A 14,788-nucleotide genomic window follows, 5' to 3' on the forward strand; every position below is an offset into this window, starting at 1 on the left:
TGCCGCAGCCCGTGACGTCTAGGAGCTGACCAGGTTCCCCGTGTCCACCCGCGCCGTCGCCGTGGCCGCGTGCTGTGCGTCGGCCGCCACCTCGGCCGCCGTCAGCACGTACCCCGTCTCGGCGTCCGAGGTGGAGCGGGCGAAGACCACCCCGAACACCCGGCCGTCGGCGGTGAGCAGCGGGCCGCCGGAGTTGCCCGGCCGGACCGTGGAGCGGATCGAGTAGATCTCCCGGGTGACCGCGCGGTCGTTGTAGATGTTCTGGCCGGTCGCCTCCACCCGGCTCCCGACCGTCGCCGCCTGCAGATTCAGGCTCCCGTCCTGCGGATAGCCCGCCACCACCGCGGAGTCCCCGCGCACGGCACTCGTGTCGAAACGCAGCTTCGGAGCGCGCAGCGCCGGCACATACAGCACCGCCACGTCCCGATCCGGGTCGAAGAGCACCACCCGCGCCGCGTACGACCGCCCGACGCCGCCCACCCGCACGCTCGGGTGGTCGATGCCCGCCACCACATGGGCGTTGGTCATCACATGCCGCGCCGCGTAGACGAAGCCGCTGCCCTCCCGGCCCTCGCCGCCCGAGAGCCCCTCGATCTTCACCGTGCTCACCTTGGCGGCGTGCGACGCGGCGGGCGTCACACTGTCGCCGGTGGGCCGGGGCACCTGGGCCGTCGACTCGTTCTCGAACGGGTTGAAGACCTGCGGGAAGCCCGCCTCCGTCAGCGCCGACGTGGCCCGCGAGAACCAGGCGGGCGTCGTGTCCGGCATCGCCTTCTGCACCGCGCCCAGCAGCGTCGAGTTCCGGATCGCCGTCGTCAGCGTCTGCGCCGGGGCCGCGGCCAGCACGCTCGCCGCCACCCAGCCCACGATCAGCACCGCCACCGCGTTCGCCGCCGCGCCCCCGATGCCGTCCGCCACCCGCAGCGGACCCCGGTCCAGCTCCCCGCGCAGCCGCAGCGCCAGCCGGGCCGCCAGCCCGTGCCCCACCACCGCCGGGACCAGCACCGTCAGCACCGCGAGGACCGCCGCCGTCGGCGTACCCCGCGCCACCAGGGCCGTCACCCACGGCAGCGCCCACACGCCGACGACGGCGCCGCCGACGAACCCGGCCAGAGAGACACAGCCGGCCACCAGCCCCCGCCGGTAACCGGACGCCGCGTAGACGAGCATCACCAGCACGAGCACCAGGTCGAGCAGGTCCACGGAGCCGCCTTTCTCTCGGACCCCTCAGTACGGACGGGACGGGCCCCTTGATCAGTCACCCACACGCAAGCGGCCACCGGACGGCGAACCGGCCACTACGTGTGTACCACCAGAAACGTCCCGGACCAGGACGATGGTTCCACCAGGTGGCACAACGCACATCGCGGGCAGGATGGGGCGAGGACAGAGTGGGGTCATGCGCGTCGTCCCCGGAAAGCCGGGATTCCTGACACCCGGCCCCGTGCTGGTGCTCCTCGGCTGCCTGCCCGGACTGCTGGCCGTCGTCGCACTCGCCCTGTGCGCCCGCGGGGGCGAGCGTCCCGTCCCGGTCCGCCTCGACCACCCCGCCGAGGCGCGGGCCGCCGCCGTGCACCGCGCCGGCCGGCCGGCCATCGTGCCCCGCTCCGCCTGGCTCGGCCCCACCCCCGGCCCCAGCGGGCCGCCGCCCCGCTACGACGACGAGGTGGTCGCCGTCTTCGTGCACCACACCGACTCGCCGGGCGGCTACGCCTGCGCGGACGCGCCCCGCCTCATCCGGCACCTGTACGCCGGCCAGACCGGCGCCCGCCACTGGGACGACATCGGCTACAACTTCCTCGTCGACCGCTGCGGCACCATCTACGAGGGCCGTGCCGGAGGCGTCGACCGGCCCGTCACCGGCGCCCACGCCCAGGGCTTCAACCACCGCACCGCCGGCATCGCCGCCCTCGGCACCTTCACCGCCGGCGTCCCGGTGCCCCAGGCCATGACCGACGCGATCGCCGCCCTCGTCGCCTGGAAACTCGGCCTGGCCGACATCGACCCGCGCGACCGCGTCCGCCTGGTCTCCAGCAACAGCCTCAGCCGCTACAAGGCCGGCACCGCCGCCACCCTGCCCGTCGTGGCCGGCCACAGCGACGGCTTCCGGACCGACTGCCCCGGCGCGGCCCTCGTCGCGCGCCTCCCCGAGATCCGGCAGAAGGCCGCCCGGCTGCAGGGCCGGTTCGCGCCGCCCGCGTCCACAGGCAGGCGATAGGCCGCACGCAGCCCGCTCCGATCCCGGCGCCCTACGGTCGGGCACGGCACAGGCCGACCGGAGGTGGGGACCCATGAACAGCAGTCGTACGGCAGCCGCGGAACGGACCGGCCGGCCCCGGACCGGAGGCGGCCCCTGGGCCGTTCTCGGCGCGGTCGCGACCGTTGTCCTCGGCCCGGCCGCGGTCACCGCGTCCGCCCTCGACCAGGCCAACGCCGCCCCGCTGCACCACGCGGTGAAGGCCGGGCAGACCCGGGCGCATCTGCCGGCGGACACCGTGCGCAGGCGCACCGCCGGGTGACCGGGGCGGCAGGCTACTCCCGGAAACGGTCCCACAGCTGCGGATACCGTTCCGCGAGCGCCCGCTCGTCCTCGAAGTCGACCGGCCTGCCCTCCGGCTCGGCGGGCGCCGGGGCGATGCCCAGCTCGGGCGCGACCGTGCCGGTCAGCTGCTCGTAGGCCTCGTCCGCCGCGTACCCCAGCTCCTCGCCGTCGCCGTCGACCTCCTCGTCGAAGTCGTCCAGCAGCTCGGCCAGCGAGTCCGGGTCGTGCAGTGCCCCCTCGAACACCTCCCGCCCCTGGCCGATCAGCCAGCACCGGAAGAAGTCGAACGCGTCGTCGCTGGCACCGTCCAGCAGCACCCAGGCGGCGCCCCACAGATCCCAGCGGTAGGCGCGGTTGTAGCGGGCCTCGAAGTGACGGGCGAAGTCCAGGACCAGTTCGGGGTCCATCCGGAGCAGCCGCTCCACCAGCAGGTCGGCCTGCTCCTCGGGGTCGCCCTCGGCGGCCTCGCGGCTGGCGTCGATCAGCTCCCAGAACTCCGTCTCGTCCATCACGGCTCCAGCATCGGGCCTCCACCGGTGGGGCGCACGCGGAGTAGGGCGGAGTACGGCGGATCGTTATCCGGCGTCCGGACGCCCGTACCGAGCGGCGAGCCGGGCCGCGTCCCCCGCGAACCGCTCCCGCAGGGCCGCCGGTGCCACCACCTCCGCCTCCGGCCCGAGCGCGGTCAGCTGGGCGTGCGCGACCTCCTCGGACTCCACCGGCACGGTCACCGTCACCCACCCCTCGGCGTCCGGCTCCCGCGCCCCGGCCAGCGCCTCCCGAGCGGAGAGCGGATCGACGGCGTACGGCAGCCTGCGCGCGCCCTCCGGGGACAGCCGTACGACGACCTCGGCCCGCAGGATCGAGCGGGCGAACCGCTCGGCCTGTCCGGCCCAGTGGCCGGGCAGGTCGAAACCGGGATCCCGGTCGAAGCACTCGTCCAGGGCGTCCACCGCGCCGAACCGGTCGATCCGGTACGTCCGGAACGGGCCGCCGCCCGCCACCCGGGCGCACAGGTACCAGACCCCCGCCTTCAGCACGAGCCCGTACGGCTCCAGCGTCCGCTCCACCTCGCCGTCCGCGCGCCGGTAGCGGACGCGGACACACCGGTCGTCCCACACCGCCTCGGCCACCGCCGGCAGCAGCGGAGGCGTCTCCGGCTCCCGGAACCAGGCGGGCGCGTCCAGATGGAACCGCCGCGCCGCGCTGTCCGGGGCGTCCCGCAGGGAGGGCAGCAGGGCGGCCGTCACCTTCAGTCGCGCGGCCGAGGCGGCGTCCTCGAGCCCCATCTCCCGCAGCGCCCCCGGCACCCCGCTCAGGAACAGCGCCTCGGCCTCGCTCCGGGCCAGCCCCGTCAGCCGCGTCCGGTACCCCCCGACCAGCCGGTACCCGCCGGCCCGCCCCCGGTCGGCGTACACCGGGACCCCCGCCTCCGACAGCGCCTGCGCGTCCCGCGTCACGGTCCGCTCCGAGACCTCCAGCTCCCGCGCGAGCTCGGCGGCGGTCATGGACGGCCTGGACTGCAGGAGGAGCACCATCTTGATGAGGCGGGCGGCACGCATGCGCCCATGATGCCGGGGGCCACCGACAAGGAAGGGGTACGGCCACGGCCGTACCCCTTCACAGGACCTCGGTCACACAGCGGTGACTACAGCCCGTACTTCTCCCGGGCCTCCTTCACGGCCGTGGCCTTCACCTCGCCGCGGCGGGCGAGCTGGGCCAGGGCCGCGACGACGATCGACTGGGCGTCGACGCCGAAGTGGCGGCGGGCGGCCTCGCGGGTGTCCGACAGACCGAAGCCGTCGGCGCCCAGCGAGGACCAGTCCTGCTCCACCCACTGCGCGATCTGGTCCGGGACCTGGCGCATGTAGTCGGAGACGGCCAGCACCGGACCCTCGGCGCCCTGCAGCGCCTGGCGGACGAACGGCACCCGCTCCTCGCCGCGCAGGAGGGCGGCGTCCGCCTCCAGCGCGTCGCGGCGCAGCTCGGACCAGGAGGTCGCGGACCACACGTCGGCGGCCACGCCCCACTCCTCGGCGAGCAGCTTCTGGGCCTCGAGCGCCCAGTGGATCGCCGTACCGGAGCCGAGCAGCTGGATGCGCGGGGCGTTGGCCGGGGCGGTGACGCCCGCGGACTCCGCCGTGTTGAAGCGGTACAGGCCCTTGACGATGCCCTCGTCGATGCCGAGCCCGGCCGGCTTGGCCGGCTGCGGCAGCGGCTCGTTGTAGACCGTCAGGTAGTAGAAGACGTTCTGGTCCTCGCCCGGCTTGGCCTCGCCGTACATCCGGCGCAGGCCCTCACGGACGATCACCGCGATCTCGTAGGCGAACGCGGGGTCGTACGTCAGCGCGGCCGGGTTGGTCGCGGCGATGACCGGGGAGTGGCCGTCGGCGTGCTGCAGGCCCTCACCGGTGAGGGTCGTACGGCCCGCCGTCGCGCCGACGAGGAAGCCGCGGCCGAGCTGGTCGCCGAGCTGCCACATCTGGTCGGCGGTGCGCTGCCAGCCGAACATCGAGTAGAAGATGTAGAACGGGATCATCGCCTCGCCGTGCGTCGCGTACGCGCTGGACGCGGCGATGAAGTCGGCCATCGAACCGGCCTCGGTGATCCCCTCGTTGAGGATCTGGCCGTTCTTGGCCTCCTTGTAGTACATCAGCTGGTCGCGGTCGACCGGCTCGTACGTCTGGCCCTTGGGGGAGTAGATCCCGAGCGACGGGAACAGCGACTCCATGCCGAAGGTGCGCGCCTCGTCGGGGACGATCGGCACCCAGCGCTTGCCCGTCTCCTTGTCGCGGACCAGGTCCTTGACCAGGCGGACGAAGGCCATCGTGGTGGCCACGTTCTGCGAGCCGGAGCCCTTGTCGAAGGAGGCGAACGCCTTCTCGGCCGGGACCGGCAGCGGGGCCAGGGCGTGGGTGCGGCGGGCCGGGGCCGGGCCGCCGAGGGCCGCGCGGCGCTCCTGGAGGTAGCGGACCTCGGGGCTGTCGGCGCCCGGGTGGCCGTAAGGGACCACGCCGTCGACGAAGTCGCTGTCCTTGATCGGCAGGCCGAGCAGGTCCCGCATCGTCTTGAACTCGTCCACCGTCAGCTTCTTCATCTGGTGGTTGGCGTTCTTCGACGCGAAGCCCTCGCCGAGGGTGTGGCCCTTGACCGTCTGGGCCAGGATCACGGTCGGCGCGCCCTTGTGCTCGACGGCGGCCTTGTACGCGGCGTAGACCTTGCGGGCCTCGTGACCGCCGCGCGAGAGGTGGAAGCACTCGAGGATCTTGTCGTCGCTCAGCAGCTTCGCCAACTCGGCGAGCGCCGGGTCCTTGCCGAAGAAGTCCTCGCGGATGTAGGCGGCGCCGCGGGTCTGGTACGTCTGGATCTGCGCGTCCGGTACCTCGCGCAGCCGGCGTACCAGCGCGCCGGTGGTGTCGAGCTGGAACAGCTCGTCCCAGGCCGTGCCCCACAGCGTCTTGATGACGTTCCAGCCGGCGCCGCGGAACTGGGCCTCCAGCTCCTGCACGATCTTGAAGTTGGCGCGGACCGGGCCGTCGAGGCGCTGCAGGTTGCAGTTGATGACGAAGGTGAGGTTGTCCAGCTCCTCACGGGCGGCGAGCGCGAGGGCCGCCGTCGACTCCGGCTCGTCCATCTCGCCGTCGCCCAGGAAGGCCCAGACGTGGGAGGCGGAGACGTCCTTGATGCCGCGGTTGGTGAGGTAGCGGTTGAAGCGCGCCTGGTAGATCGCGGAGAGCGGGCCGAGGCCCATCGACACCGTCGGGAACTCCCACAGCCAGGGCAGCCGGCGCGGGTGCGGGTACGACGGCAGGCCGTTGCCGCCGGCCTCCTGGCGGAAGTTGTCCAGGTGCGCCTCGTTCAGCCGGCCGTCGAGGAAGGCGCGGGCGTAGATGCCGGGGGAGGCGTGGCCCTGGATGTACAGCTGGTCGCCGGAGCCGTCGCCCTCCTTGCCCTTGAAGAAGTGGTTGAAGCCGGTCTCGTACAGCCAGGCGGCGGAGGCGAAGGTGGCGATGTGGCCGCCGACGCCGTGCTTGGCGCCACGGGTCACCATCGCGGCCGCGTTCCAGCGGTTCCACGCGGTGATCCGGGCCTCCATCTCCGGGTCACCGGGCAGGCCCGGCTCCGCGGAGGTGGGGATGGTGTTGACGTAGTCCGTCTCGAGGAGCTTCGGCAGCGCGATGCCGCCCGCCTCGGCGCGCTCCAGCGTGCGCCGCATCAGGTACGCGGCGCGGTGCGGCCCGGCCTCCCTGGCGACGGCGTCGAGGGCGGCCTGCCACTCGGCGGTCTCCTCCGGGTCGCGGTCCGGGAGCTGGTCGAGCGCGCTCGGCTGGATGGCGTTGGGGTCGGTCATGTCGCCGCCTTCCTCAGTCGAAGGGGGTTCCCTCACAGGTAAGGGTTCGGGTGTGCCCTTGTGTCTTTGGCAGGACAGGGCAGCGGACCTCGGTGGAGGTCCGTCGGCGACTGTAACTCCCTGATCGATGATCGATCAAAGGGTTGAGGGCGAAAACCTCTCGATTTCGAGAAAGTCGGCACCGGGTGCCTTTGCCGATGGCACCGGGTGACGCCGAAAAGGGTGGGTTTTCGCAGGTGAGCGGGGGGACGCTCGGGTGCGGTCACGGGCGCGGGGCGCACCCCAGGACGTGTGCCTTCACCAGTTCCGCGATCCGTGGATCCCGGCGCTTGAACGCCTGCACCAGCTCCTCGTGCTCCTCGGCGTACGACTGCTGCACCGTGCCCAGCCAGCGGATGGACAGCGCGGTGAACACCTCGATGCCCAGGCCCTCCCAGGTGTGCAGCAGCACCGAGTTGTCCGCCGCGCGGACCAGTTCCCGGTGGAAGCCGACCGTGTGACGGACCTGCGCGGTGCCGTCGGCCTGCCGGTCGGCGTCGTAGAGCGCCGCCACGTGCGGCTCCAGGGCCGAGCAGTCCACCGCGAGGCGCTCGGCCGCGAGCTCCGCCGCGATGGCCTCCAGGCCGGCCCGGACCGGGTAGCTCTCCTCCAGGTCCGCCGCGGTCAGATTGCGGACACGGACGCCCTTGTTGGGGGCCGACTCGATCAGGCGCAGCGACTCCAGCTCGCGCAGGGCCTCGCGTACCGGGGTCTGGCTGACCTCCAGCTCCGTGGCGATCCGCCGCTCGACGATGCGCTCTCCCGGCTGCCAGCGCCCGCTCACGATTCCTTCCACGATGTGCTCGCGGATCTGCTCGCGCAGCGAGTGGACGACGGGCGCGGTCATGGGGGCTCCTTAGGGAGGGCTGACGTTTAGACAATACGGCGGGTTCGCTCCGGGGGTACGGCGTGCGGGGGCGCTTTTGCGCAGGTGAGACGAGCCTTACACGCACCGTGTGCCGACAAACACGAAACGCCCCGTCCGGAGAAAGCTCCGGACGGGGCGTCGTACAGGCACAGGAGCCGGGGACTACAGGCCGAGCTCGACCTCGAACTCGCCCGCCTCCAGGATCTGCTTGACCGCCGTCAGGTAACGGGCCGCGTCGGCGCCGTCCACCAGGCGGTGGTCGTAGGAGAGGGTCAGGTAGGTCATGTCGCGGACGCCGATGACCGTGCCCTCCTCGGTCTCGATGACGGCCGGACGCTTGACCGTGGCACCGATGCCGAGGATCGCGACCTGGCCCGGCGGCACGATGATCGTGTCGAACAGCGCGCCGCGCGAACCGGTGTTGGAGATGGTGAAGGTCGCACCGGACAGCTCGTCCGGGGTGATCTTGTTGGCGCGGACCTTGCCGGCCAGCTCCGCCGTGGCCTTGGCGATGCCGGCGATGTTGAGGTCGCCCGCGCGCTTGATGACCGGGGTCATCAGGCCCTTCTCGGAGTCCACCGCGATACCGATGTTCTCGGAGTCGAAGTAGGTGATCGTGCCCTCGGCCTCGTTGATCTTGGCGTTGACGACCGGGTGGGCCTTCAGCGCCTGGGCCGCCGCCTTCACGAAGAACGGCATCGGGGAGAGCTTGACGCCCTCGCGCGCGGCGAAGGAGTCCTTGGCCTGGGCGCGCAGGCGCATCAGGCGGGTGACGTCGACCTCGACGACCGACGACAGCTGCGCCTGCTCGTGCAGCGCCTTGACCATGTTGTCGCCGATGACCTTGCGGATGCGGGGCATCTTGACGGTCTGGCCGCGCAGCGGGGAGGCCTCCAGGGCGGGGGCCTTCTTCGCGGCGGGCGCGGCGGCGGCAGCGGCAGCGGCCGGAGCCGGGGCAGCGGCGGCGGCCTTCGCGGCCTCGGCGGCGGCGATGACGTCCTGCTTGCGGATGCGGCCGCCGACGCCGGTGCCCTTGACGCCGGCCAGGTCGACACCGTTCTCGGCGGCGAGCTTGCGCACCAGCGGGGTGACGTACGCGCCCTCGTCGGTCGCCTGGGTGGCGGTCGGCGCGGTGGGCGCCGCAGCCGGGGTGACCGGGGCCGGAGCCGGGGCGGGCGCCGGAGCCGCGGGCTGGGCCGGAGCCGGGGCGGCAGCGGCGGGCGCGGCCGGAGCGGCGGGGGCCGGAGCCGGAGCCGGGGCGGCCGGAGCGGCCGGAGCGGCGGGGGCCGGAGCCGGGGCCGGGGCGGCCGGAGCGGCCGGGGCAGCGGCGGCCGGGGCGGCACCCGGGGCACCGATGACGGCGAGCTTGGCGCCGACCTCGGCGGTCTCGTCCTCGTTCACCACGATCTCGAGCAGCACGCCGGAGGCGGGCGCCGGGATCTCGGTGTCGACCTTGTCCGTGGAGACCTCGAGCAGCGGCTCGTCGGCCTCGACGGAGTCACCGACCGACTTCAGCCAGCGGGTGACGGTGCCCTCGGTGACGGACTCACCGAGCGCGGGCAGGACCACGTCCGTGCCCTCGGCGGAGCCGGCGCCGGCAGCGGCCTCGGCGGTCGGCGCCGGGGCGGGGGCGGCCTGCTCGGTGGAGGGGGCGGCCGGGGCGGGCTCGGCGGCCGGGGCCGGAGCCTCCTCGGCGGCGGGGGCCGGGGCGGCCGCGGGGGCGCCCGAGCCGTCGTCGATGACGGCCAGCTCGGCGCCGACCTCTACGGTCTCGTCCTCGGCGACCTTGATGGAGGCCAGCACGCCGGCGGCGGGCGAGGGGATCTCGGTGTCGACCTTGTCGGTCGAGACCTCGAGCAGCGGCTCGTCGGCCTCGACGCGCTCGCCCTCGGCCTTCAGCCAGCGGGTGACAGTGCCCTCGGTGACGCTCTCACCGAGCGCCGGAAGGGTTACGGAAACCGCCATGGTTTCGGTTGCTCCTAACGAATTGCGGAAGTCTGTGTCGTCGCGCCCGTGGACCGAAGGCTCAGTCGTGGGAGTGCAGCGGCTTGCCGGCGAGCGCCAGGTGCGCCTCGCCCATCGCCTCGTTCTGCGTCGGGTGGGCGTGGATGAGCTGGGCGACCTCGGCCGGCAGCGCCTCCCAGTTGTAGATCAGCTGGGCCTCGCCGACCTGCTCACCCATGCGGTCGCCGACCATGTGGACGCCGACCACGGCACCGTCCTTGACCTGGACGAGCTTGATCTCGCCCGAGGTGTTCAGGATCTTGCTCTTGCCGTTGCCCGCCAGGTTGTACTTCAGAGCGACGACCTTGTCCGCGCCGTAGATCTCCTTGGCCTTGGCCTCGGTGATGCCCACGGAGGCGACCTCCGGGTGGCAGTACGTCACCCGCGGGACACCGTCGTAGTCGATCGGAACGACCTTCAGACCGGCCAGACGCTCCGCCACCAGGATGCCCTCGGCGAAGCCGACGTGCGCGAGCTGGAGCGTCGGGACCAGGTCACCGACGGCGGAGATGGTCGGAACGTTGGTCCGCATGTACTCGTCGACGAGGACGTAACCGCGGTCCATGGCGACCCCGGCCTCCTCGTAGCCCAGGCCCTGCGAGACCGGGCCACGGCCGACGGCGACGAGGAGGACCTCGGCCTCGAACTCCTTGCCGTCCGCCAGGGTGACCTTCACGCCGTCCTGGGTGTACTCGGCCTTCTGGAAGAAGGTGCCGAGGTTGAACTTGATGCCGCGCTTGCGGAACGCGCGCTCAAGAAGCTTCGAAGAGTTCTCGTCCTCGACCGGGACGAGGTGCTTCAGGCCCTCGATGACCGTGACCTCGGCGCCGAAGGACTTCCACGCCGAGGCGAACTCGACGCCGATGACACCGCCGCCCAGGATGATCGCGGACTTCGGCACGCGGTCCAGGACGAGGGCGTGGTCGGAGGAGATGATCCGGTTGCCGTCGATCTCCAGACCCGGCAGCGACTTCGGCACGGAGCCGGTCGCCAGCAGGACGTGGCGGCCCTGGATCCGCCGGCCGTTCACGTCGACGGAGGTGGGGGAGGACAGACGCCCCTCACCCTCGATGTACGTCACCTTGCGGGACGCGATGAGACCCTGCAGACCCTTGTACAGGCCGGAAATGACGCCGTCCTTGTACTTGTGGACGGCCGGCACGTCGATGCCCTCGAAGGTGGCCTTGACACCGAACTGCTCGCTCTCGCGGGCCTGGTCGGCGATCTCGCCCGCGTGCAGCAGGGCCTTGGTGGGGATGCAACCCCGGTGCAGGCAGGTGCCGCCGACCTTGTCCTTCTCGATCAGGGCGACGTCCAGGCCCAGCTGCGCCCCGCGCAGGGCCGCGGCGTAACCACCGCTACCACCGCCGAGGATCACTAGGTCGAAAACGGTGCTGGCGTCGTTCGCCACGTCACGTCCTCCATGCATGTGCGCCTTGCGCCGATCTCCGATGACCGGCGGGCGGCTGGTGTCCGGCCGCTTGATGCTTCGGCCCTTCGGTGGGGGCCCTGTCCTGCCGGGCTCCATCTTTGCACTTGTTCGAGGCGGACGAGACGCCGGGCTGGAGTGTGAGACACCCCACGTACAGCTGAAAACGAAGGTGCGGGCACGTGAGGACGCGGGGCTGTGCCGATGTGCGGCTGTGCCGCGTGGGCGCGAACACGCCCGCGCGCGAGCTCGTCGTGCAGGTCAACGGCTGCCGAGCCGGGGCGCGGAGAGCTGTGCGGACAGCCCCCGCGCCCCGCAGCCGCCGTACTACGGTCGGCCCGCACTCTCGGGCGGCTCAGCCCAGGTCACCCGCCGCGGTCAGCTCGGCCAGCCGCACCAGCGTGCGCACCGCCGAACCCGTGCCGCCCTTCGGCGTGTAGCCGAACGGGCCGCCCTCGTTGAACGCCGGCCCGGCGATGTCCAGGTGCGCCCACGTGACGCCCTCGCCCACGAACTCGCGCAGGAACAGACCGGCGACCAGGCCGCCGCCCATCCGCTCGCCCATGTTCGCGATGTCGGCGACCTGGGACTCCATGCCCTTGCGCAGGTGCTCCGGCAGCGGCATCGGCCACGCGGGCTCGCCGACCTCCTCCGCGGCCTCGTACACCGCGGAGCGGAACGCGTCGTCGTTGGCCATGACAGCGAACGTCCGGCTGCCCAGCGCCAGCATCATCGCGCCGGTCAGCGTGGCCACGTCGACGATCGCGTCCGGCTTCTCCAGCGAGGCCGCCCACAGCGCGTCGGCCAGGACCAGGCGGCCCTCGGCGTCGGTGTTGAGGACCTCCACCGTCTTGCCGCTGAACATGCGCAGCACGTCACCCGGGCGCACGGCCGAGCCGGACGGCATGTTCTCGGCCAGCGCCAGCCAGCCGGTGACGTTGACCTCGAGGCCGAGCCGCGCGGCGGCGACGACCGCGGCGAACACGGCGGCGGCACCGCTCATGTCGCACTTCATCGTCTCGTTGTGCCCGGCCGGCTTCAGCGAGATGCCGCCCGAGTCGTAGGTGATGCCCTTGCCGACGAAGGCGAGGTGCTTCTCGGCCTTCGGGTGCGTGTACGACAGCTTCACCAGGCGCGGGGTCGCGGCCGAGCCGCCGCCGACGCCGAGGATGCCGCCGTAGCCGCCCTTGACCAGGGCCTTGTCGTCGAGCACCTGCACCTTGATGCCGTGTTCCTTGGCCGCCGTCTGCGCGATGCCGGCGAAGATCGCGGGCGTGAGGTCGTTCGGCGGGGTGTTGATCAGGTCGCGGGCGCGGTTCAGCTCCTCGGAGACCGCGACGGCCCGGGCGACGGCACCCTTGTGGGCGGCGTCACGCGGCTTGCCGCCGAGCAGCGCGGCCTCGGCCAGCGGCGCCTTGCCGTTCTTGGCCTTGGCGTCGCGGGCGTTCTCCTTGTAGGTGTCGAAGGAGTACGCGCCGAGCAGCACGCCCTCGCCGATCGCCTCGACGGCGCCGGGGCTGTCGACGGGGAGCGCGAACGCGGCCTTCCGGGAGCCGGCGAGCGCCCGGGCGGCCACGCCGGCGGCCCGGCGCAGCGGCTCGGCGTCGAACCCGGCGTCCTTCTCGGGCTCCGCGCCCAGACCCACCGCCACCACGAGCGGGGCCTTGAAGCCGGCCGGGGCGGGCAGCTTCGTCAACTCGCCCTCGGCACCCGAGGCGCCGAGGGTCTCCAGGACGCCGGCGAGCCTGCCGTCGTACGCCTTGTCGACGGCCTCGGCGCCCGGCGCGACGACGGGGCCCTTGGCACCCTTGGCGACACCGATCACGATGGCGTCGGCGCGCAGGCCGGCCGCCGCGGCGGTGCTGAGAGTCAGAGCAGTCACGGTGGTGAAATCTCGCTTCCGATGTGAAGTTGCTGTGGCCGATGCGGGGTGGGGTCGACCGGGCCCGGGAGCCGACCCTAGATCCATGCCTGGAGGCGGACGGCAACCGGGGCCTTCACTGTGTCGGCGAACACCCGGGACGAGACTACGCGCGTGTACGCGTTCGCTCATTCCTTCGGGTGTTCACCTGTGCGTGGCGTCGTGGCCACTTCTGTCCCCCGGGCACCGGGGAACCAGCCATAGTCGTCGCGTTCCGGCGGGCCCGTCGCCCGCCGGAACGCGTGTTGCCGACCGACCCTCCGTGGCCGCCGCAGAGGGCCTCGAGACCCTCGGGGCCGGGCGCGGAGGATCCTCTGGGGGGAGGAACCTTTCCATGACTCACCGTGCGCACCGCTGGAGAACAGCCGGCGTCACCGCGACCGCCGCGGGCATGCTCACGCTCGGTCTCGCCGCGCCGGGCGCGTCGGCGGCCACCGATCCACGCATCGACCTCAGGGTCCTCGTGGTCGACGACGGCGCGGGCCCGGTCGGCGCCATCACCGCCCAGCTGAAGAGCGAGGGCATCCCGTACACCCGGATCGACCTGGGCGACTCGGCGCGGCCGACCGTCGACGCCGCCTTCCTGAGCGACACGGCCGGGGGCCGGCCCCGGGCGAAGTTCCAGGGCGTGGTCCTGCCGAACGAGGCCCCCTTCGGTGCGGGCTCGGCCGAGCAGACGGCCCTGGAGTCGTACGAGAAGCCGTACGGCATCCCCCAGCTCGACGCCTACACCTGGGCCCACCCCGAGGTCGGCCTCGACTACACGGACGCGGGCGGCTACGCCGGGCAGCTCGACGGGCGCACCGCCACCGTCACCACGGCCGGCCGGAGCGGCCCCTTCGGGTGTCTGCGCGGCTCCTTCTCCTTCGAGGACAACTCGTCCTCGGTGGACGAGAGTTACGGCTTCGCCGCCCGGCCCCGCGCCGGCTTCACCAGCTATGTCGACGTACGGGGCGCCGCCGTGCACTGCGCGGTGCCCGGCGCCGGCGCTCACCCCTGGGGCACGCTGCCCCACGGCTTGGCCTCCGCCCGCTGAAACGCTCCCTCGACCGCGGTGCCGGCCAGCCGGTCGGCGAGGGAGCGACGGCCGGGGAAGAGCACCGGCATCGCGTTCACCAGGAACAGCACCACCGCGAACGCCCACACCAGCACCGACAGCAGGAACCGGCCCTCGACCAGCAGCATGCACGCCACCGCGTAGACGGCCACGTCGGCGGCGGTGGTGACGGCGGCCCGGCGCAGGGCGTGCCGGGACAGCCGCGGGGTGACCCTCAGGCCGAGCAGACCCTTGCCGAGGGTGCGGCCGAGCAGGGCGAGGCAGGCCCACTGGTAGAGGAACGTGACGAGGACGAGGGCCCCGAACGCCTCCTCCACGTCCAGCACCACCTTGTCCCACAGCGACAGCCCGAGGTGCTCGGAGACGCCGATGACGTCACCGCGCGAGGTCACCAGGCCGAGGCCGCCCTTCGTGGCCAGCTCCGGAACGTCGGTGACGAGCGCGGTGATCCGGTGGAAGGTGAATATCGCGAGCAGCGAGGCCGCCCCCACCACCAGCGCGAAGTCGATGAACCAAGCCGTGAAGCGGCGCAGCTTCAGCACGGAACTCCCCCGATGTGCAACTGTCCTGTCCGTGT

General features: G+C 72.6%; 12 protein-coding genes. 3 read left to right on the forward strand and 9 right to left on the reverse strand.

All coding sequences use genetic code 11. The annotated features are described in order from the left end of the window. Positions 1-18: 18 nt before the first annotated feature. On the reverse strand, positions 19-1,203 hold the full coding sequence (locus ACIHEJ_RS12235; protein ID WP_400134535.1) for a MarP family serine protease: 1,185 nt from the start codon (positions 1,201-1,203) through the stop codon (positions 19-21). A gap of 196 nt (positions 1,204-1,399) precedes the next feature. On the opposite strand from ACIHEJ_RS12235, the gene ACIHEJ_RS12240 reads away from it, so the two are divergent. Further along, positions 1,400-2,218 (forward strand): peptidoglycan recognition protein, encoded by an 819-nt coding sequence (locus ACIHEJ_RS12240; protein WP_400134538.1) that lies wholly within the window; start codon positions 1,400-1,402, stop codon positions 2,216-2,218. Between the two features lie 73 nt (positions 2,219-2,291). After that, positions 2,292-2,519, forward strand: a complete 228-nt coding sequence (locus tag ACIHEJ_RS12245; protein ID WP_400134539.1) for a hypothetical protein — start codon at positions 2,292-2,294, stop codon at positions 2,517-2,519. A gap of 13 nt (positions 2,520-2,532) precedes the next feature. Here ACIHEJ_RS12245 and ACIHEJ_RS12250 read toward each other — a convergent pair whose 3' ends face one another. From ACIHEJ_RS12250 to ACIHEJ_RS12280, 7 genes are all read right to left on the reverse strand, one after another. Next, positions 2,533-3,051 (reverse strand): DUF4240 domain-containing protein, encoded by a 519-nt coding sequence (locus ACIHEJ_RS12250; RefSeq protein WP_400134541.1) that lies wholly within the window; start codon positions 3,049-3,051, stop codon positions 2,533-2,535. A 66-nt stretch (positions 3,052-3,117) separates the two neighbouring features. Beyond that, complete coding sequence (locus ACIHEJ_RS12255) at positions 3,118-4,104, reverse strand: helix-turn-helix transcriptional regulator (protein ID WP_400134543.1); 987 nt, start codon at positions 4,102-4,104, stop codon at positions 3,118-3,120. 86 nt (positions 4,105-4,190) lie between these two features. After that, positions 4,191-6,893, reverse strand: coding sequence for a pyruvate dehydrogenase (acetyl-transferring), homodimeric type (gene aceE, locus ACIHEJ_RS12260; protein WP_400134545.1), 2,703 nt, complete (start codon positions 6,891-6,893; stop codon positions 4,191-4,193). A gap of 262 nt (positions 6,894-7,155) precedes the next feature. After that, positions 7,156-7,779 carry a GntR family transcriptional regulator gene (locus ACIHEJ_RS12265; protein ID WP_031173098.1) on the reverse strand — a complete coding sequence of 208 codons (624 nt, stop codon included), beginning with the start codon at positions 7,777-7,779 and terminating at the stop codon, positions 7,156-7,158. Between the two features lie 183 nt (positions 7,780-7,962). Continuing rightward, a complete protein-coding gene (gene sucB, locus ACIHEJ_RS12270; RefSeq protein ID WP_400134547.1) occupies positions 7,963-9,765 on the reverse strand; it encodes a 2-oxoglutarate dehydrogenase, E2 component, dihydrolipoamide succinyltransferase in 1,803 nt (600 codons plus the stop codon). Positions 9,766-9,826: 61 nt separating this feature from the next. After that, positions 9,827-11,215: a dihydrolipoyl dehydrogenase gene (gene lpdA / locus ACIHEJ_RS12275; protein ID WP_400134549.1), complete on the reverse strand. Its 1,389-nt coding sequence runs from the start codon at positions 11,213-11,215 to the stop codon at positions 9,827-9,829. Between the two features lie 373 nt (positions 11,216-11,588). After that, positions 11,589-13,115 carry a leucyl aminopeptidase gene (locus ACIHEJ_RS12280; protein ID WP_400134551.1) on the reverse strand — a complete coding sequence of 509 codons (1,527 nt, stop codon included), beginning with the start codon at positions 13,113-13,115 and terminating at the stop codon, positions 11,589-11,591. Between the two features lie 373 nt (positions 13,116-13,488). On the opposite strand from ACIHEJ_RS12280, the gene ACIHEJ_RS12285 reads away from it, so the two are divergent. Beyond that, positions 13,489-14,190: a hypothetical protein gene (locus tag ACIHEJ_RS12285; protein WP_400134552.1), complete on the forward strand. Its 702-nt coding sequence runs from the start codon at positions 13,489-13,491 to the stop codon at positions 14,188-14,190. On the opposite strand, the gene ACIHEJ_RS12290 is transcribed toward ACIHEJ_RS12285, so the two are convergent. After that, the gene (locus ACIHEJ_RS12290) at positions 14,145-14,753 is read right to left on the reverse strand and encodes an RDD family protein (protein WP_400134553.1); all 609 of its coding nucleotides are present in this window, start codon (positions 14,751-14,753) and stop codon (positions 14,145-14,147) included. The two genes, ACIHEJ_RS12285 and ACIHEJ_RS12290, sit on opposite strands and share 46 nt — an antisense overlap. Positions 14,754-14,788 lie beyond the last annotated feature (35 nt).

It is taken from the genome of Streptomyces sp. NPDC052301 (assembly GCF_044593395.1).
GTDB lineage: Bacteria > Actinomycetota > Actinomycetes > Streptomycetales > Streptomycetaceae > Streptomyces.